We start from the raw sequence: 15,836 nt of genomic DNA on the forward strand, positions 1-15,836 counted from the left end.
CATGCGACGGACATCCCTGGTGTGTGTCCCCTTCGCGGGGGCGGGCGCCTCGTTCTTCCACCCTTGGGCGGCACTGACGGACGGGGCACCGCGGATCGTCGCGCTGCAGCTGCCCGGACGGGAATGGCGGCTTTCCGAGGATCCGTACCGGGACGTGGGCAAAGCCGCGGCCGGGCTGCTGCCCGCCGTCACCGGCGAACTCGCGCCCGGGGAACGGATCGCGGTCTTCGGCCACAGCCTCGGCGCGGTGCTGGCCTACGAGCTGGCCCACTTGCTGGTCGCGCACAGCGACGCCGAGGTGGTGCGGTTGTTCGTGAGTGGCTCGCCCGGCCCCTGGACCCGGCGGACCCGGTGCGCGACCGGCCTCCCCGACGAGGAGTTCCTGTCCAGGGTCAAGGAGTTCGCCAAGTACGACCACGAGGCGCTCGCCGAGCCGGACATGCGGGAGCTGATTTTGCCGACCCTGCGCGCGGACGTCGAGATGCACGAGAACTACGTGCCCGCGACGGACCGGCCGTTGCCGCGGCCGATCACCGCCGTGCGCGGGACCGAGGACGACCTGGTGACGGCCGAGCAGACGGCCGAGTGGCTGCAAGCGACCAGCGCCGAGTTCGCGCAGGAGGAGATCGAGGGCGGGCATATGTACATCGCCGAGGATCCCGGCGCCCTGCTGCGTCTGGTCAACGACGAACTCGCCCACCGAGAGTGGTGAGGAGAAGCCATGCGGCTCGACGGCAAGACCGCGATCATCACCGGGGCCGCCCGCGGTCTCGGCCGGGCCTGCGCGGTCGCCTTCGCCCGTGAAGGCGCCGATCTCGTCCTCCTCGACGTCTGCGAGGACCTGCCCGGTGTGTCGTATCCGATGGGCAGCGCGAGCCAGCTCGCGCACACCGCCGACCTCTGCCGTGCGCGGGGTGCCGCCGTGCTGACCCGGCACGCGGACGTCCGTGATCTCGCCGCGCTGCGGCAGGTCGCCGACGACGCCCACGGCTGGAGCGGACGGATCGACGTCCTGGTCAACAACGCCGGGATCGCCACGCCGTCGGGCACCCCCACCGACGAGATCACCGAAGACGAATGGCAGCTCATGATCGACGTGGACCTCTCCGGTGCCTGGCGTGCGACGGCGGCGGTCGGCAAGATCATGACCGCCCAGCGGAGCGGCAGCATCATCAACGTCGCCTCGACGGCGGGGCTGGTCGGGTATCGCCACTTCGCGGGCTACGTCGCGGCCAAGCACGGCGTCATCGGGCTCACCAAGGCCGCGGCGCTCGACTTCGCCCCGGTGAAGGTCCGGGTCAACGCCCTCTGCCCAGGGTCGGTCCGGGACGACCCCGAGGTGGAGGGCCGGATGCTGGCGGAGATCGCCAGGTCGCTGCGGGTGCCGGTCGGCGAGCACGAAGCGGCGTTCGTCCAGTCACAGCCCATGAACGCCCTGGTCGAGCCCGACGATGTCGCCGAGGCCGGCGTCTGGCTCGCCTCCGACGGATCCCGGCAGGTCACGGGATCGGTCATCACCGTCGACGGCGGGTTCACCGCCCGCTGACCGGACAACCGCCGAACCGTGGGGAGATGGCTGTGGTCACGCCTTCGCAATGGTCCAGGAACGCCAGGCACTGCCACGCGCTGTGCCTCCTGCTCGACGGCCCGGTCGACGCCGAAGTGGTCGCCAAGCGCTTCGCGAGCATCGCCGGCCCTGGAGAGCTCTGGGCCGAGCGGGTCCCGTTCTCCGCCGAAGACCCGGCCGCCGCCCAACGCCGCGCCCGCGAGCTGGCCAGGCCGGTCGATGCCCGGCGCGGGGCGCGGGCCGCGCTGGTCGAGTACTCCGACGGCCGGGCGGATCTGGTGGTCGTCGCGCACCGGGCCGCGTTCGACGGCCAGGCGCTGCGCCTGCTCGCCGCCGCGGCGCTGGAGGGCGGCCCGGCACCCGCACGGTCGTTCGCCCGCCCGCCCGGCACCGACCACGTACCGGTGTGGGGACTGGGTGACCGGGGGCTCGGCTACTACGAACCCGCCGAATTCCGGGTCGCCTTGCCGTCCGGCACCGACCGCGACCCCGAGCGGTGGAAGGCGGCGCTCGCCACCGTCCTCGCCCGGTACGAGCCGGGGGAGCGGCTCGCCGGTGCGGGGATGCTGTTCGATCTCGACGGCCTCGATTCCGACGACACAGGGGAGTACGTACCCTGCCTCGCGCCTCCGTTCCCGCTGACCGTCACGGTCGCCCGCGGCGGCGACGGAGTGGGCGAACTGCGGTGCCACTACCGGCCCGGCGGGGTCGGCCTGCCGGTCGCCGACCGGTTCGTCCGGCATCTGCTCGAAGCCCACCGGACGGCGGGGGAGGACATCTTCGACGAGGCCGAGCGCGAACACGTGCTGGCGCTCGGACGCTCGTCGCGCGCCCCGCGTGCCACGCCACGCCGCATCCCGGAGGTGTTCGCGGAGCGCGCCGCCGAGCGGCCCGACGCGATCGCACTGTCCGATGAGGACGGTCAGGTCAGCTACGGTGAGCTCGACCGGTGGTCCGCCAGGCTGGCCGGCGGCCTGCGCGCCGCCGGGGTGAACCCGGGAGACCTGGTCGGTGTCTGCCTCGACCGGTCGGTGGAACTGGTGGCGGTCCTGCTCGCCGTGCTCAAGGCGGGCGCCGCCTACGTGCCGCTCGATCCGGCCTACCCGGCGGAGCGTCTCGCCTACACGGTCGACGACGCCCGGCTCTCCGTCGTGATCACCACGCTCCCCGGGTTCCCCGTCTCCCCGGGACTTCGGGTGGTGACACCAGGAACGGTCGCGGAACTGGGTGGCGACGGCGCACCCGGCACCATCGAGGGTGGCCCGGACGAAGCGGCGTACGTGATCTACACCTCGGGCTCCACCGGCAGGCCCAAAGGCGTGCTCGTCCCGCATGCCAACGTCGTCGCGCTGGTGGACGCCACCCGGGACGACTTCGCCCTCGGCGCCGACGACGTGTGGACGTTCTTCCACTCCGTCGCGTTCGACTTCTCGGTCTGGGAGATCTGGGGCTGCCTGCTCACGGGCGGGCACCTCGTCGTCGTCCCGTACTGGGTGTCGCGGTCTCCGGAGCAGACGCGCGACCTGCTGGCCGAACGCCGGGTCACCGTGCTGAGCCAGACTCCGTCGGCGTTCGCCCCGCTCGCGGAGGTGGATCGCACGAGCCACGAGCGGTTGCCGGTCCGGCTGGTGATCTTCGGGGGAGAGCCGCTACACGTCAGGAGCCTGCTGCCGTGGCTGGACCGGTACCCCGAGACCCGGTGCCGTCTGGTGAACATGTTCGGCATCACCGAGACCACCGTGCATGTCACCGCCGAGACCATCACCCGGTGGCACGCGCTCGCCGGGTCGAAGTCCGTCGGCAGGCCGATCCCAGGGTGGCGGGTGTACGTGCTGGACGAACTCGGGCGGCTCGCGCCGCCGGGAGTGGCGGGCGAGATCCACGTCGCCGGCGGCGGTGTCGCGCTCGGCTACCTGCGCCGTCCAGGACTGACCGCCGAACGATTCCCGCCCGACCCGTTCGGTGGCGGGCGGATGTACCGCACCGGGGACCGGGGACGGCTGCGGCCGGACGGTGTGCTGGAGCACCTCGGCAGGCTGGACGACCAGGTCAAGCTGCGTGGCTTCCGCATCGAACCGGACGAGATCCGGTCGGTGCTGGCGGAATGCGCCGGGGTGGTCGCGGCCGCGGTCACGCTGCGCGGGACGGACGCGGCCACCGCACGGCTCGACGCGTACGTGGTGCTCGCGGAGGGGACCACGGCGGCGGTGCGGGAGCGGATCGGCCGCATCCTGCCGGACCACATGGTGCCGTCGACCATCACCGCGCTGCCCGCGCTCCCGGTGACCGCCAACGGAAAAGTGGACCTCGCCGCGCTACCGGAACCCGCCGCGCCCCTCGCGCGGGTGTCTCCGCCGGAGTCCGGTGTGGACGGCGAATCACCGGCGGGGGAAGACGACCTCGCCGGTGAGCTGCTGGCGGTGTGGCGGCAGGTGCTCGGCTTCGCTGTCGGCGCGTCCGACAGCTTTTGGGAGATGGGCGGGAATTCGCTGCTGGCCATGCGGATCGCGGGGGCCATGCGCGAGCGCGGCTTGCCGCCGCTGCATCCGCGTGCGCTCTACCTCAATCCCACGGTGCGTGAGCTGGCGGAATCGCTGCGGTCCTGAGCCACGCCGTCACGTCGGGCTCTGGACGAGCCGCTTTTCCCAGGCCCACGCGGCGATCCCGACCCGGTTGCGCACCCCGAGCTTGGTCTGGATCCCGGCGACGTGGCTTTTGACCGTGCTGAGGGAGATGAACAGTTCGGCGGCGATCTCCCGGTTGGACAGGCCCCGTGCGATGGTCCGCACGACCTCCATCTCGCGTCTGGACAACGACGCCGTCTGCGCCGGATCGGCCTGCGACACCTCGCCGGTGTCGTTCAGGTGCTTGAGCAACCGGAGGGTGATCGACGGCGAGACGAGCGCCTCGCCGTTGTGGGCGGCCCGCACCGCCTCGATGAGCAGCGCCGGCCCGGCGTCCTTGAGGACGAAGCCGACCGCACCACCGCGCAGCGCACCGTAGACGTACTCGTCGAGATCGAAAGTGGTGACCACGACGATCCGGATCGGGTCGGTCACCCCGGGGCCCGCCAGCGTGCGGGTGACCTGGATGCCGTCGAGCTTGGGCATCCTGATGTCCACCAGGCACACGTCCGGCCGCAGCTGTCTGGCCATGGTGATCGCTTCCGCGCCGTCCTCGGCCTCCCCGATGACCTCGAGATCGGACTGGTCCTCCAGGATCAGCCGCAGGCCCGCGCGGACCATTGCCTGGTCGTCGGCGAGCAGGATCTTGATCGTCATCGAGGCTCCCTGGTGGGGATGGGCAGAGTCGTCCGCACGGACCAGCCGGCGCCGGAAGGCCGCGGTCCGGCGGACAGCGTCCCACCGAGCGTCTCGACACGTTCGCGCATACCGATCAAACCGTAGCCCCCTCGGTGGCCGGGCCGGGCCGTACTCGGCGAGGCGTCGTCGACGACTTCGACGGTGACGCCCTTGGTGTCACGGTCGACGGTCACGTCGACCGAACGGGCGTTCGGCGCGTGCCGCAGCACGTTCGTCAGCGCTTCTTGGACGATGCGGTACACCGTGCTGGTCACCTCGGGCGGCCAGTCCGTCGTGTCTTCGGGGGAGCTGAGCCGGACGTTCGCGTGCTGTTTGCCGAATCGCCGGACCATCTCGCCCAGCCCCTCCGGTTGCGGCGAAGTGGGTGCCGTGTCGTCGGTGTCGCGCAACAGCTCGACGACGCGGCGCATCGCGACCATGGCGTCGGACCCCGCGGCCTCGATCTCGACCAGCGACTCCGAAACCTTTTCGGGATTCCGCCGCGCGACGACCTGCGCGGCCTGGGACTGGATCAGCATCCCGGTGAGGTGGTGGGCCACGATGTCGTGCAGTTCCCTGGCGAGTTCCAGTCGTTCGGCCCGGCGCACCCGGTCGGCGGCCGTTCGCGTCCTGCCGTCGAGTACCCGCAGCGCCAACCCCGCCGCGACCCCGGCCAGCCAGGTCGCGGCGGCGATCGCGGGTACGGCCGACACCGGCCCGACGGCGAGTTGGGCGACGATCAGCAGCAGCTCGGCGCCCGCGATGGCACCGGCCCGCACCGGTGCCAGTGTCCGGACCGCGGACCCGATGAGCACCGCGAGGCCCAGCGCCATGGCGGGTCCGGGTTCGGTGGGGAGGCGGGTGGCCGGCAGCAGGCCGATCAGGATCGTGAGCGCCGCGACGACGAGCCCGGTGACCGCGGTCCAGGTTCGCTCGCGCCGACGTGCCAGTGCGAGCCCGCACACCACGATGGCGGCGAGGGCGCCCGGAACCCAGGACGCGCCACCCCAGCTCGCCGCGAGCGCGAAGACCTGGATCGCGATCGCGGCGAGGAACAAGGCGCCGAGCCCGGCGTCGGAAGCGACCTTGACCCAGCGATCCGGAGTGGTCACGACGGTCAGGGTACCGAGTCGCCGCCGTGCGGACTGGCCGTACGGCGGCGACTCGGGCAGCCCGGAGCGGTCGGACGTGGGGGTTTCGTCCTGGCCGACGGGCCGAGCGGTGGACATGGCGAGGTAAATGTCTTCGCGCACGGTTACCGTTGGGGTGAATCGGACCAGTACGACCGCGGCGCGGGGTTGGTGACCCGGAAGTGATGATCGCGGGTACGCAGCGACGGCCCCACCACCAGCGCGACGACCAGCGCCGCGGTGGCCAGGTACGGCACCGTGTCCCGTCCGTCGAGCCAGGCACCCACGTTCACCGCGATGCCGCCCGCGGCGATGGCGATGGCCGGTCCGATCGGGAGTGTCCTGATCGCGGAGCCGACGAGTACGGCCAGTGCCAGTGCCGTGATGGGCGAGGGCTCCTTCGGCAGGGAGTCACCGGAGACCAGCGACACCACGACGGCGACGGCCGCGACGGCCACGCCCGCGCCCGCCATCAGTGTCTTCTGTCGCTCGCGCAGCAGCGCGAGTACGGACAACACCACCGCGACGAGCGAGCAGAAGACCCAGGACGTTTTGCCCCAGCTGTTCATGAGCATGACCGCCGTGAACACGATGCCCGCGGCGAACACGATGCCGAGCCCGACGTTGACCATGATGCCCGCTGGCCGTTCCGCTGAAGTCATGTGACTCAGAATAGGAAGGGCTGGCGTCCGGGGAATCAGCCGAAAGTACAGGAGGGTGCGGGAAAGGCCGTGCTTTGGGCCGATATTGACACTGCGGTGATCCGGCCCCAGGCGCTTAAAGTGCTTCTCACCGCAGAAACTCCACCTACGTGTCGAGGGGCGCGCCGTGGCCGAGGAGACCGTTTTACCTTCGACGCAGACCGAAATGGTGAAGGCGGAGCCCGCCGGCGCACCAGAGCGTGGCTGGGCGCGGCTGCGGTTCTGGCGCTCGCCGCCGGATCAGCCGCGCTGGGCGCGTCCCGCGTTGCTCGGTATTGTCGTTCTCACGGGGGCGTTGTATTCGTGGAACATCGGGCGGAGCGGGTACGCGCATTATTACGCGGCGGCCGTGAAGAGCATGTCGGTGAGCTGGAAGGCGTTCTTCTACGGTGCCTTCGATCCCGGCGCTTCGATCACCCTCGACAAACTGGGCGGGGCTTTTCTGCCGCAGGCGCTGTCCGCGCGGATCTTCGGATTTCACGAGTGGTCGTTGACCCTGCCGCAGGTTGTTTGGGGCGTGCTCTCGGTTTTGGTGCTCTATCGGCTGGTCCGGCGCTGGCTCGGCGCCGCCGCGGGTTTACTGGCAGCGGGCCTGTTCGCGTTCACGCCGATAGTGGCCTCGGTGTTCGGCCATGCCATGGAAGACGGGGCGTTGATCCTGTGCCTGCTCCTCGCCGCGGACGCGTTCATGATCGCGGTGACGCGGGCCAGGACGCGCTGGCTGATCCTCGCCGCCGTCTGGGTGGGGGTCGGTTTCCAGATGAAGATGATCGAGGCCTGGATGGTGGTGCCCGCGTTCGCCGTGACCTATCTGCTCGTCGCTCCCGCTTCGTGGCGGCGGCGGGCCGGGCAGCTCGCGCTCACCGGTGCCGTGCTGATCGCGGTCTCGTTGAGCTGGGTCCTGCTGTACACGGTGACTCCCGCGGGGAAGCGGCCCGCTATGGACGCGACCACCAACGACAACGCGTTCTCGATGGTCTTCGGCTACAACGGTTTGGACCGGTTCGGTCTCCACGTACCGGGCGCCGCTCGCACCGACTTCACGGATCCCTCTCTGTCCACCGACCTGAAACTGCCTCCCGAGCTCGAACGCCTGGCCGCTCCGCCGCAACCGGAGCAACCGGGGGAGCCGCAACCAGTTCCGGAGCCCGCACCGGAGCCCGCTTCGGCACCCGCGGCCGAGGACCCGCCCCAGGCCTGGCACAAACTGTTCGGCGAGCGCTACGCGACCCAGGTCGGCTGGCTGTACCCGCTCGCCTTGGCGGGGCTGGCCGCCGGTCTCGTCCTGTATCGCCGTACCCGGCGCACCGGTCCGGTGTGGGGCGGGTTCGTGCTGTGGGGGCTGTGGCTGGTCACTTTCGCTGTGGTCCTCAGCCGGATGACCGTCATGCACAGCGCGTACCTCGTCGCGCTCGCGCCACCGCTGGCCGCGCTGGCCGCGGCGGGGGCGGTGCTGAGCCTGCGGCTGTATCGCGACCGCCGGGCGACTTGGCTGCTGCCTTCGGTGCTCGTCGCGCAGCTGGCCTGGACGGCGTACCTGGCCTCGGGGTACCCGGACTTCCTGCCTTGGCTGACTTGGCTTTCCCTCGGCGGGGCGGCGGTGGCGGCGGCCGTGCTGATCGCCGGGGCGCTGCGGCGTGCGACTGTCGCGCCCGCGGCCGTCGCCTGCCTCGTCGCGGTACTGGTGCTTCCGTGTGCCTGGGGCCTGTCGGCTTTCGACCACAAGTACGCGGGCAGCGCCTTCGAGGCCGGTGCCGGGCCGAGCGGACCGGTCGGGGTGGATCTGGACAGCGACACGAAGGACACCCTGACCGACACACAGCGGAGCCTGTACGACTATCTGCTGGCGCATCGCGAAGGCGCGCGCTACGTGGCGGCCACGACGTCTTGGCAGACCGCCGGTCAGTTCATCGTGCCGACCGGAGAACGGTTCCTGCCGATGGGCGGGTTCTCCGGGCAAGTGCCGTGGCCGACCCTCGCGCGGGTGCGGCAGCTCGTGGAGGCAGGGGAAGTGCGGCACGTGGTGCTGGGCGGCGCGGGTGGCCTCTTCACGAACGATTCGGAGCTGTACCGGATCGTGGTCTGGACGGCCACCAGCTGCCCGCTCGTACCGCCGGCCGAGCACGGTGGTGACCCCGGGCTTTTCGTCTTCCGCTGCACCGCCGGGAACTGACACTGGGCGCGGGTACATGAAGGACCCCTTCCTGGCGCCAGGAAGGGGTCCCGGCGAAGTCGCAAAGCTGGTCACGCGGGTCGTGAGTGGCTCAGACGTCAAATGCGGCCGCCCCCCGGTGTCGCGAAAGCCACTTTCGCGACGTCAGATGTCCCGAAAGTGGCTATCGCGACACCGAACGGCAGTTGCGCGACTTTGCCGGAGCCCTGGCGCCAGGCGCCAGGAAGGGGTCCTTCATGTACTCCGGGTGGGGCCACCTACCTCATCAGAAGTCACGCGTCGCTGAAGCTTCGGTAGGTACCGAAGCCGCCTCTGGTGACACCGGGTCCCAGGTACACCCGGTTCGCTCCAGCGCAGTCCTCCTGGTGGTAGATGTACTGGCCCCTGTCGGAGTGGTTCTTCGCCCAGACGTGCGGAGCGCCGACACCGATGTTGCTGCAGCCCGGCCCTTCGACCACTGGGCGATTGAGACAAGTGGCCCCCGTATTGCAGAACCTCAGGTAGCCGGGGGGAGCAGCCGCCGCCGAGGACATCGCGGGCGAAAAGCTCAGCGCGGCGGCCATCGCTGTCATCGTCACCGCGGATTTGAGCATGATTCGGATCATTGCCGTCTCCTCTTTCCTTTTTCGTGAGTGATTCCCTGCATGCCCGTGCGGCACCATCCGGCCGCCACTACGTCATTCGGGTTCAGGCACTCAGGGGCAGGCCGTCGAGGCACCGCGCGACGGCTTGGTCGAACAGCCGTCGCTCCGTCTCTTCGCGTTCGGCCGGGCTGAGCACCGCCGGGCCGCCCATCCGTTCGGTCAGTCGGTCCAGCGCGCCCAGCAGCACGGCCTCGTCGTGGCGCTCGCCGCCGTGTCGCCGCACCGCGAGTACGGAGGAGGCGGCGAGGATCACGGTGTACCGGTCGGCAAGCGCGAACGCGGCGGGCGACGCGTCGATGGCGAGGTCCGCGGGTTCGAGTGCGGCGCACCCGTCCCGCAACCTCCGTAGTTCCTCCGCGTAGCGCGCCGTGAACCGGCGCACGGGATCGGAGCCGTGCGGTGACGCCTCGCCATCGATCTCGGCGAGGGCGCCGATGATCCCGTCATGGCGTGGCATTCCGGCGCTCAGCCGGTCGAGGGAGAGCGAGGGAAGGTCACCGCCGATGTCGAACAGCGGAGGCGTCGCGGCCGGGTCGGACAGCCACGATCGCCTGGCCAGCCGGGGGAGTTGCGGCAGCAGCGTCACCAGCGCCGCGCTGAGCGACACGTGGGCGAAGGTGGCAGGCGCGATGTCCCTTGCCAGTTTCTGGAACATCGCGTACGGGCCCTGCCGGAGGTAGGAACGCGCACCCAGTACCGCGCGCAGGTCCGCGAACGCGTCGAGCAGCATCCGCGCGGTCAGATACTTCGCCGCCGGGGCGTAGACGGCCATCGACTCCGGCGCCAGATGCAGGGCACGCAGGACCACCGACGAGAACGCCTCGATGGCCAGCAGATCGGCGTAGGCGCGGGCGATCGCCGCGCGCACGTACGGCAGGTCGGCGGCCGAGCCGCCGTAAAGCCGGCGGTCGAGCGAGCAGCGGATCGCCAGCCGCAGCGCGGTCTCCAGCGGACCGGCGAACATCGCGGCGCCCACCGACCGGGTGATCTGGTACGAGCGCAGTGCCATCTCGATGCCCTGGCCGGGGGAACCGATCAGGGCGTCGCCGGGGATGGGGCAGCCGTCGAACTCCACGCCGCCCAGCTGGACTCCGCGCATGCCGGAGCTGTGAAACCGCGGCAGGTCCCGCAGCCCCGCGGCGGGCAGGTCGTCCCGCAGGACGAGGAACTGGCTGTGGCCGCGGCTCCCCGCCGCGCCGGTGCGGGCGAACAGCACCATGGCCTCGGCCCGCCGCAGGTTGGTCACGATCTCCTTGCGACCGGAGAGCAGCCAGTCCCCACCGTCCGGTCGGGCGACGCACTCGGCGTGCGCGAAGTCGTTGCCGTGTGCCAGTTCGTGGAAGGCGGCGGCGATCCGGCGGTTCGCCAGCAGCAGGCCTGCCGCGCGGCGGCGCTGCTCCTCGTTCCCGGTGGTCCAGATGTTGACGGACGCGATGAGAGAGCTGAAGCCGTAGCCGAGGCCGAGACACGGGTCTCGCCGCCACACCGTGCGCAGCACCTCGGCGAGCCGGTCAGCGCGCTCCCAGCGGCCCCCGTAGGCCACGGGAACGAACTCGGCGTTCAGGCCGTACTCGTCCAGTACCCGTTCGCCTGCGGCGAGCATCTCCTGTCGTTCGTCGGCCGCCAGGATCTCCCTGTATCCCAACGGGTTCCGGTCGTCCAGGGCGTCGCCGAACAGCGCGTCCAGCTCGGCGGCGCTCATGACCGGTCCTCCGGGATCATCGGTGTGCCGAACGGGGTGACCGGGGCGCCGGTGCGGGCGGCCGCGGCCACGCGTTCCGCGATCGCGTCGTCGATCAGGTCGTCTCCCGCCTCGGCGCCGGGCGCGGGGAGCCGCAGCGTGGCGTCGAGCCTGACCCGCAGTGCGCGGAGCGCGGCTCGTACCCAAAGGCCGTTCTCCCACAGCGGTTCGTCCCGGTGCCGCTCGGCCGACCAGGTGTGCAGGCACGCCGCGCCCGCGTAACAGAGTTCGTAGGCGGCGGCGAGTTCGTAAGCGGCCATCGGCGGGTGGGCGGCCGGGGGCACCTCGGCCATCAGTTCGTGGACCCGCCTGGTGGTGGCGGCCAGGGCGGTCGCGTGCGCCGCGAGCCCGTCCGGGGCGGTCTCGGCGGTGATCGATCCGGCCAGCGCTGGAAGGGATTGCAGCAGCGAGCACCCCCGCCGGGACAGCAGGGTGAGGGCACCGCGGTCCAGCGGACCCGGCGCGCTTCCGACCGACACCGCCTTCGCCAGCCCGTCCGTGTCCACCGTGCCGGCGGCGAATTCCCTCGCCAGGCGGGGGAATTGCTGGATCAGCGCGCTGCGGTTCACCGGGGTGCTGCCGTCGAAGACCGAGACGATCTGGTGATCCCGCCAAATCTTCTGGAACGCGCCGTGCGCGTACACGTCGGTGAGGAAGGAGCGCGCACCGAGCAATTCGGCCACCTCGCCGAGCATCACGTCGGTCAGTGTGGGCACCAAAGCCTTGACGACGGCGGAGATCACGCTCATCTCTCCGGTGAGCGCGTGAATCGAACGGCTGCTCACCACTGCCGTGGCTTCGGCGGCGGCCAGTAACGCGGCGCAGCGGCCGAGGGCCGCGCGCGGGTACGCGCGGGCCAGCAACGGGCGGCGCTGGATGATCCGTTCGGCGGCGAAGGCCGCGGCGAGCCGGAGCGCGTGTTCGCCCGAGCCGAGGGACAAGGCGGTGCACAGGGTCCGGGTGAGCTGCAGCGCGCGAAGGACGGTCTCCACTCCGGTGCCCTCGGCGCCGAGCAGCGCGGTGGCTGGCAGTGTCGCGTCCTGGAACGCGATGCCGGAGATGTCCACGCCGCGGATCCCGTGCGTCGGTTCCTTGGGCAGCAGTCGCCAGGTGCCGGGTTCGAGCGCGGCCTTGTCGACGAGGAAAAGGCTCTGGCCGCGTCCGGTACCCGCCTTGCCGGTGCGGGCGAGGACGGTCAGGTAGCGGGCGCGAGTGGCGTTGTTGATGGGCCATTTCACGCCGTCGAGCCGATAACCGGCGGCACGCGCTGTCGCGGCCACCTCCCCGTTCAGCAGATCTGCGCCGTGGTCCGGTTCGGACAGCGCCCAGGCGATCTGGGCGCCGGCCAGTATCCGGGCCGCGGTAGCGGCGGCCTGCTCGGCGTCGCCCGCGATCCAGACGGAGGCGGCCCCAAGATAGGTCTTGCCATGCGCGATCACGGCGCTCAGGTCGCGCCTGGCCACCGTGCGCCACAGGCGAAGCAGCAGTTCATGGTCCTCGACGGCGCCGCCCCATCCGGTGGGGACGTAGTACGCGGGCAGGCCGAAGGCGTCCAACAGGTCGACGAGGGGCGACGGGAATTCTTCGGCGGAGTCCAGCTCGGCGATCCGGCGGCCGACCCCGCCGGAGCCGGTCGCCGTGACGTCCACCAGCGCGGTGTCGAGCGCGATCTCGATCTCGACACCGGAGCGGGTGAACGTCACGGCTCCACTCCCGACGGCGCGGGACGCAGGCCCGGCTCCAGTTCGGCGTGCAGCACTGTCATTTCGCCGGCGAGGAACCGGTCTCGCATGGCGGTGCGCCTGATCTTCCCGCTGGTGGTGCGGCGCACGGTGCCGTGCCGGATGAGCACGACGTTGCGCACGGGGAAACCGAACGACCGGTTGAGCCTGCGGGTGACGGCCGTGATCACCGCCGCCAGCTCGGATTTCGGGGTTCCGGGACGGACCTCGTGGACCAACACGACGCGCTCGTCCGGCGCGCCGACCCCGAACGCGGCACCGAGCTGGCCGCCGAGAGCCTGATGCGCGGCACGGGCCTCGTGCTCCACGTCCTGGGGGAACAGGTTGCGGCCGTGGACGATCAGCAACTCCTTGAGGCGGCCGGTGACGAACAGTTCGCCGTCGGCGAAGGCACCCAGGTCGCCGGTGCGCAGCCAGCCGCCGCCGTCCTCGACGCCGGTCAACGCGGCGTCGAAGACGCGTGCGCTCAGCTCCGGCTTGCTCCAGTAGCCGCGGCCGATGCTGTCCCCGCGTAACCAGATTTCGCCGACCCGGCCCTCGGGTAGCGGTTCGCGGGTGCGCGGGTCGACGATCCGCGTGTCGAAGGCGTGCGGCCGTCCCACTCCGGTCACCGGCCTGCCGTCGCCACTGGGCACCGAGGCCAGTTCGGGCCGCTCGGCCGTTTCCAGGCGCCGGGTGTCCACCGTGAGCACGGTCGGCAAAACCTCGTCGGATACGCACGCCACGTACGCCGTGGTCTCGGCCAGGCCGTAGCCGGGGGAATGGGTGCGAGGGTCGAGCCCGATCCGGGCGAACCGTTCCGTGAACGCCTGGAAGGTGGGCACGTGGATCGGCTCGGCGCCGTTCAGGAAGTAGCGCACCCCGGAGAGATCGAGACCGCCCATTTTCTCGTCGGTGATGACGCGCGTGCAGAGTTCGTAGGCGAAGTTGGGACCGCCGGTACAGGTGATCTCGAACCGGTCGAGCATGCGGAGCCACTCGACCGGCCGCCGGACGAACGTCGTCGGCTGCATCAGGACGAGCGGGGCGCCGCACAGCAGTGCCGCGGTGAGCTGGGTGAACAGGCCCATGTCGTGGTGCAGCGGCAACCAGCCGCCGAACCGGTCCCTCGGGCCGAGGCGCAAGTTCACGCACAGCGCCTCGAGGTTGGACAGGACGGCGCCGTGGGTGAGGATCACGCCGTTCGGCGACCCGGTGGAGCCGGAGCTGTATTGCAGCACCGCGTCCGTGTCGCGGCCAATCGGCCGCTCGCCCGTCACGGGCTCGGGGAGGTGCTGCGCGCTCACGGGGCGCACGGCTTCGACGGGCAGGCCGTGCTCCCGCAGGTGCGAGGTGACCTCCGCGAGCGCGGCGTCGGTGGTGATGGTCAGCGCTGGCAAGCAGTCGGCCGCGATCGCGGCGATCCGCTCATCGGCGCTCGCCGAGTAAGCCGGCACCGGCGAAGGAACAGCGATCAGTCCGGCGAACAGACAAGCGAGGTAGATCTCCACGAACTCCGGGCTCGTCGGCAGGGCGATGAGCACCCGTTCGCCGGGGCCCAGCCGCTGAGCGAGCTCCGCCGCGCGCACCCGGGCTCGGCGCTCCAGCTCCCGATAGCCGATACTTTCGTGTTCCGTCGCGGTCGAGCCCTGGTAAAAGGTCAACGCGGTGCGATCGGGGAACTCGGCGGCGCGCGCGGCGAAGGCCTCACCCAGGCTCTGGTATCCGGTGAGGTCGATGGTCATGACGTCGACGCTGTTTTCTCCATCGCCTCGATGAGGCTCTTCGGACGCATGTCGGTCCAGTTCTTCTCGATGTAGTCAAGGCAATCCTGTCGTCCGGCTTCCCCGAAAACGGATTTCCATCCGGCGGGAACGTCGGCGAAAACGGGCCAGAGGGAATGCTGACCCTCGTCATTGACCAAGACGAAATAATGGGCGTCGGGGTCCTCGAAAGGATTTGGCACGGCACTTCCCTCTCTCGGCGAAGGAATCGAGTCCGGAGGTGGTTCGGCTGGTGGCTCACTATGCCTCCGCGATCGGCTGACCGGCAATACCGCCCGGTGCCGGAGGTGTCCAACCGCCGCCGTGGCCTCAGTTGGACTGTCGCAGACCTGATCACGCTGATCGTCGGCATCGCCCTGGCCACCGAGCACTACCCCGAGCCCGCCTCCGCGGCGGACCGACTGTTCCGGCTGGCCGTAGCAGGACTGACCCCACAGAGCTGACAAGGCGCACGACCAACAGCGCCGAGAACGGACCTACATCCTTCATGGCGCACTCACCACTGAAGTGACCCGCTCCAAACGTATTGCCAGCGGGATACATGGAATCTCAGGAGGCCGGCTATGTGCTGCGGGCCGGGTGTCCCTTCCGGGCCGACATGACGCCGGAGGGTACTCCCGAAGGTATGGATACCCGGGTAGTTCAAGCTGGCTGTGTCCTGACCGAGAAAAGTGCTCCTGGACTGGGGAAATGAGGGTGTCTACGCCTATTCCCCAACACAACCAAGGAGCACTTTTCCGGTGCGGAACATTACCTCGTGGTCGGTCGCTCTGGCCGTCGAGACCAGCCGACCAGGGCGTGATCAACCACGCCGGCACCGCCGCGCTACGGCTGATCACCGACCGGTCCGACCGGACAGGAGGGCTCTCGGCAGCGTCGGCCCGCCGAGGGTTTCGAGCCGGTCCATGACCGGGGCCGGGTGGTGGCCGACACCGGCGTAGGTGGCAGCCGCGTCAGCTGGTGAACACGAACGGAGGTCCACGCCGAGGCTCATGGCAACGCGACACCTCGACCTCCACCGCGCCAGCAAACATTTGGGCTCAGCCCAGCGCACGATTACCTTGCCACCATTC

General features: G+C 70.5%; 14 protein-coding genes. 5 read left to right on the top strand and 9 right to left on the bottom strand.

Annotation, left to right across the window (positions count from 1 at the left end):
* Nucleotide 1: 1 nt before the first annotated feature.
* From ACM6LU_RS36840 to ACM6LU_RS36850, 3 genes are read left to right on the top strand one after another with little or no spacing between them, the layout of a single operon-like run.
* Complete coding sequence (locus ACM6LU_RS36840; protein WP_414942491.1) at nt 2-712, top strand: thioesterase II family protein; 711 nt, start codon at nt 2-4, stop codon at nt 710-712.
* Between the two features lie 9 nt (nt 713-721).
* Entirely contained in the window at nt 722-1,546 is an 825-nt protein-coding gene (locus ACM6LU_RS36845) for an SDR family oxidoreductase (RefSeq protein WP_414942492.1), read from the top strand.
* A gap of 26 nt (nt 1,547-1,572) precedes the next feature.
* A complete protein-coding gene (locus ACM6LU_RS36850; protein WP_414942493.1) occupies nt 1,573-4,173 on the top strand; it encodes an amino acid adenylation domain-containing protein in 2,601 nt (866 codons plus the stop codon).
* Between the two features lie 9 nt (nt 4,174-4,182).
* On the opposite strand, the gene ACM6LU_RS36855 is transcribed toward ACM6LU_RS36850, so the two are convergent.
* From ACM6LU_RS36855 to ACM6LU_RS36865, 3 genes are read right to left on the bottom strand one after another with little or no spacing between them, the layout of a single operon-like run.
* Nucleotides 4,183-4,848: a response regulator gene (locus ACM6LU_RS36855; protein ID WP_414942494.1), complete on the bottom strand. Its 666-nt coding sequence runs from the start codon at nt 4,846-4,848 to the stop codon at nt 4,183-4,185.
* A complete protein-coding gene (locus ACM6LU_RS36860; protein WP_414942495.1) occupies nt 4,845-6,122 on the bottom strand; it encodes a histidine kinase in 1,278 nt (425 codons plus the stop codon). The genes ACM6LU_RS36855 and ACM6LU_RS36860 overlap by 4 nt, the downstream gene beginning before the upstream one ends.
* A 2-nt stretch (nt 6,123-6,124) precedes the next feature.
* Nucleotides 6,125-6,661 carry a metal transporter gene (locus tag ACM6LU_RS36865; protein WP_414942496.1) on the bottom strand — a complete coding sequence of 179 codons (537 nt, stop codon included), beginning with the start codon at nt 6,659-6,661 and terminating at the stop codon, nt 6,125-6,127.
* 166 nt (nt 6,662-6,827) lie between these two features.
* On the opposite strand from ACM6LU_RS36865, the gene ACM6LU_RS36870 reads away from it, so the two are divergent.
* The gene (locus ACM6LU_RS36870) at nt 6,828-8,873 is read left to right on the top strand and encodes an ArnT family glycosyltransferase (RefSeq protein WP_414942497.1); all 2,046 of its coding nucleotides are present in this window, start codon (nt 6,828-6,830) and stop codon (nt 8,871-8,873) included.
* Between the two features lie 272 nt (nt 8,874-9,145).
* On the opposite strand, the gene ACM6LU_RS36875 is transcribed toward ACM6LU_RS36870, so the two are convergent.
* The 5 genes from ACM6LU_RS36875 to ACM6LU_RS36895 form a co-directional block, all read right to left on the bottom strand.
* Nucleotides 9,146-9,478 (bottom strand): hypothetical protein, encoded by a 333-nt coding sequence (locus tag ACM6LU_RS36875; RefSeq protein ID WP_414942498.1) that lies wholly within the window; start codon nt 9,476-9,478, stop codon nt 9,146-9,148.
* Nucleotides 9,479-9,560: 82 nt separating this feature from the next.
* Nucleotides 9,561-11,219, bottom strand: coding sequence for an acyl-CoA dehydrogenase (locus ACM6LU_RS36880; protein WP_414942499.1), 1,659 nt, complete (start codon nt 11,217-11,219; stop codon nt 9,561-9,563).
* Complete coding sequence (locus tag ACM6LU_RS36885) at nt 11,216-12,961, bottom strand: acyl-CoA dehydrogenase family protein (RefSeq protein ID WP_414942500.1); 1,746 nt, start codon at nt 12,959-12,961, stop codon at nt 11,216-11,218. Before ACM6LU_RS36885 ends, ACM6LU_RS36880 begins: the two co-directional genes overlap by 4 nt.
* On the bottom strand, nt 12,958-14,724 hold the full coding sequence (locus tag ACM6LU_RS36890) for a fatty acyl-AMP ligase (RefSeq protein WP_414942501.1): 1,767 nt from the start codon (nt 14,722-14,724) through the stop codon (nt 12,958-12,960). Before ACM6LU_RS36890 ends, ACM6LU_RS36885 begins: the two co-directional genes overlap by 4 nt.
* Complete coding sequence (locus tag ACM6LU_RS36895; RefSeq protein WP_414942502.1) at nt 14,721-14,945, bottom strand: MbtH family protein; 225 nt, start codon at nt 14,943-14,945, stop codon at nt 14,721-14,723. The genes ACM6LU_RS36890 and ACM6LU_RS36895 overlap by 4 nt, the downstream gene beginning before the upstream one ends.
* A 60-nt stretch (nt 14,946-15,005) precedes the next feature.
* Between ACM6LU_RS36895 and ACM6LU_RS36900 the strand changes: the two genes are divergently transcribed.
* Nucleotides 15,006-15,206 (top strand): hypothetical protein, encoded by a 201-nt coding sequence (locus tag ACM6LU_RS36900; RefSeq protein WP_414942503.1) that lies wholly within the window; start codon nt 15,006-15,008, stop codon nt 15,204-15,206.
* Nucleotides 15,207-15,598: 392 nt separating this feature from the next.
* Here ACM6LU_RS36900 and ACM6LU_RS36905 read toward each other — a convergent pair whose 3' ends face one another.
* Complete coding sequence (locus tag ACM6LU_RS36905; RefSeq protein WP_414942504.1) at nt 15,599-15,757, bottom strand: hypothetical protein; 159 nt, start codon at nt 15,755-15,757, stop codon at nt 15,599-15,601.
* Nucleotides 15,758-15,836: the final 79 nt, after the last annotated feature.

Origin of the sequence: Amycolatopsis sp. cmx-11-51, from assembly GCF_047608665.1 — a bacterium.
In the GTDB taxonomy this organism is placed as follows: domain Bacteria; phylum Actinomycetota; class Actinomycetes; order Mycobacteriales; family Pseudonocardiaceae; genus Amycolatopsis.

Bases quoted from the DNA above. Each gene is read 5' to 3' on its own strand.
- ACM6LU_RS36840 (WP_414942491.1), top strand. From the start codon at position 2: ATGCGACGGACATCCCTGGTGTGTGTCCCCTTCGCGGGGGCGGGCGCC.
- ACM6LU_RS36845 (WP_414942492.1), top strand. From the start codon at position 722: ATGCGGCTCGACGGCAAGACCGCGATCATCACCGGGGCCGCCCGCGGT.
- ACM6LU_RS36850 (WP_414942493.1), top strand. From the start codon at position 1,573: ATGGCTGTGGTCACGCCTTCGCAATGGTCCAGGAACGCCAGGCACTGC.
- ACM6LU_RS36855 (WP_414942494.1), bottom strand. From the start codon at position 4,848: ATGACGATCAAGATCCTGCTCGCCGACGACCAGGCAATGGTCCGCGCG.
- ACM6LU_RS36865 (WP_414942496.1), bottom strand. From the start codon at position 6,661: ATGACTTCAGCGGAACGGCCAGCGGGCATCATGGTCAACGTCGGGCTC.
- ACM6LU_RS36875 (WP_414942498.1), bottom strand. From the start codon at position 9,478: ATGATCCGAATCATGCTCAAATCCGCGGTGACGATGACAGCGATGGCC.
- ACM6LU_RS36880 (WP_414942499.1), bottom strand. From the start codon at position 11,219: ATGAGCGCCGCCGAGCTGGACGCGCTGTTCGGCGACGCCCTGGACGAC.
- ACM6LU_RS36890 (WP_414942501.1), bottom strand. From the start codon at position 14,724: ATGACCATCGACCTCACCGGATACCAGAGCCTGGGTGAGGCCTTCGCC.
- ACM6LU_RS36900 (WP_414942503.1), top strand. From the start codon at position 15,006: ATGCCTCCGCGATCGGCTGACCGGCAATACCGCCCGGTGCCGGAGGTG.
- ACM6LU_RS36905 (WP_414942504.1), bottom strand. From the start codon at position 15,757: ATGAGCCTCGGCGTGGACCTCCGTTCGTGTTCACCAGCTGACGCGGCT.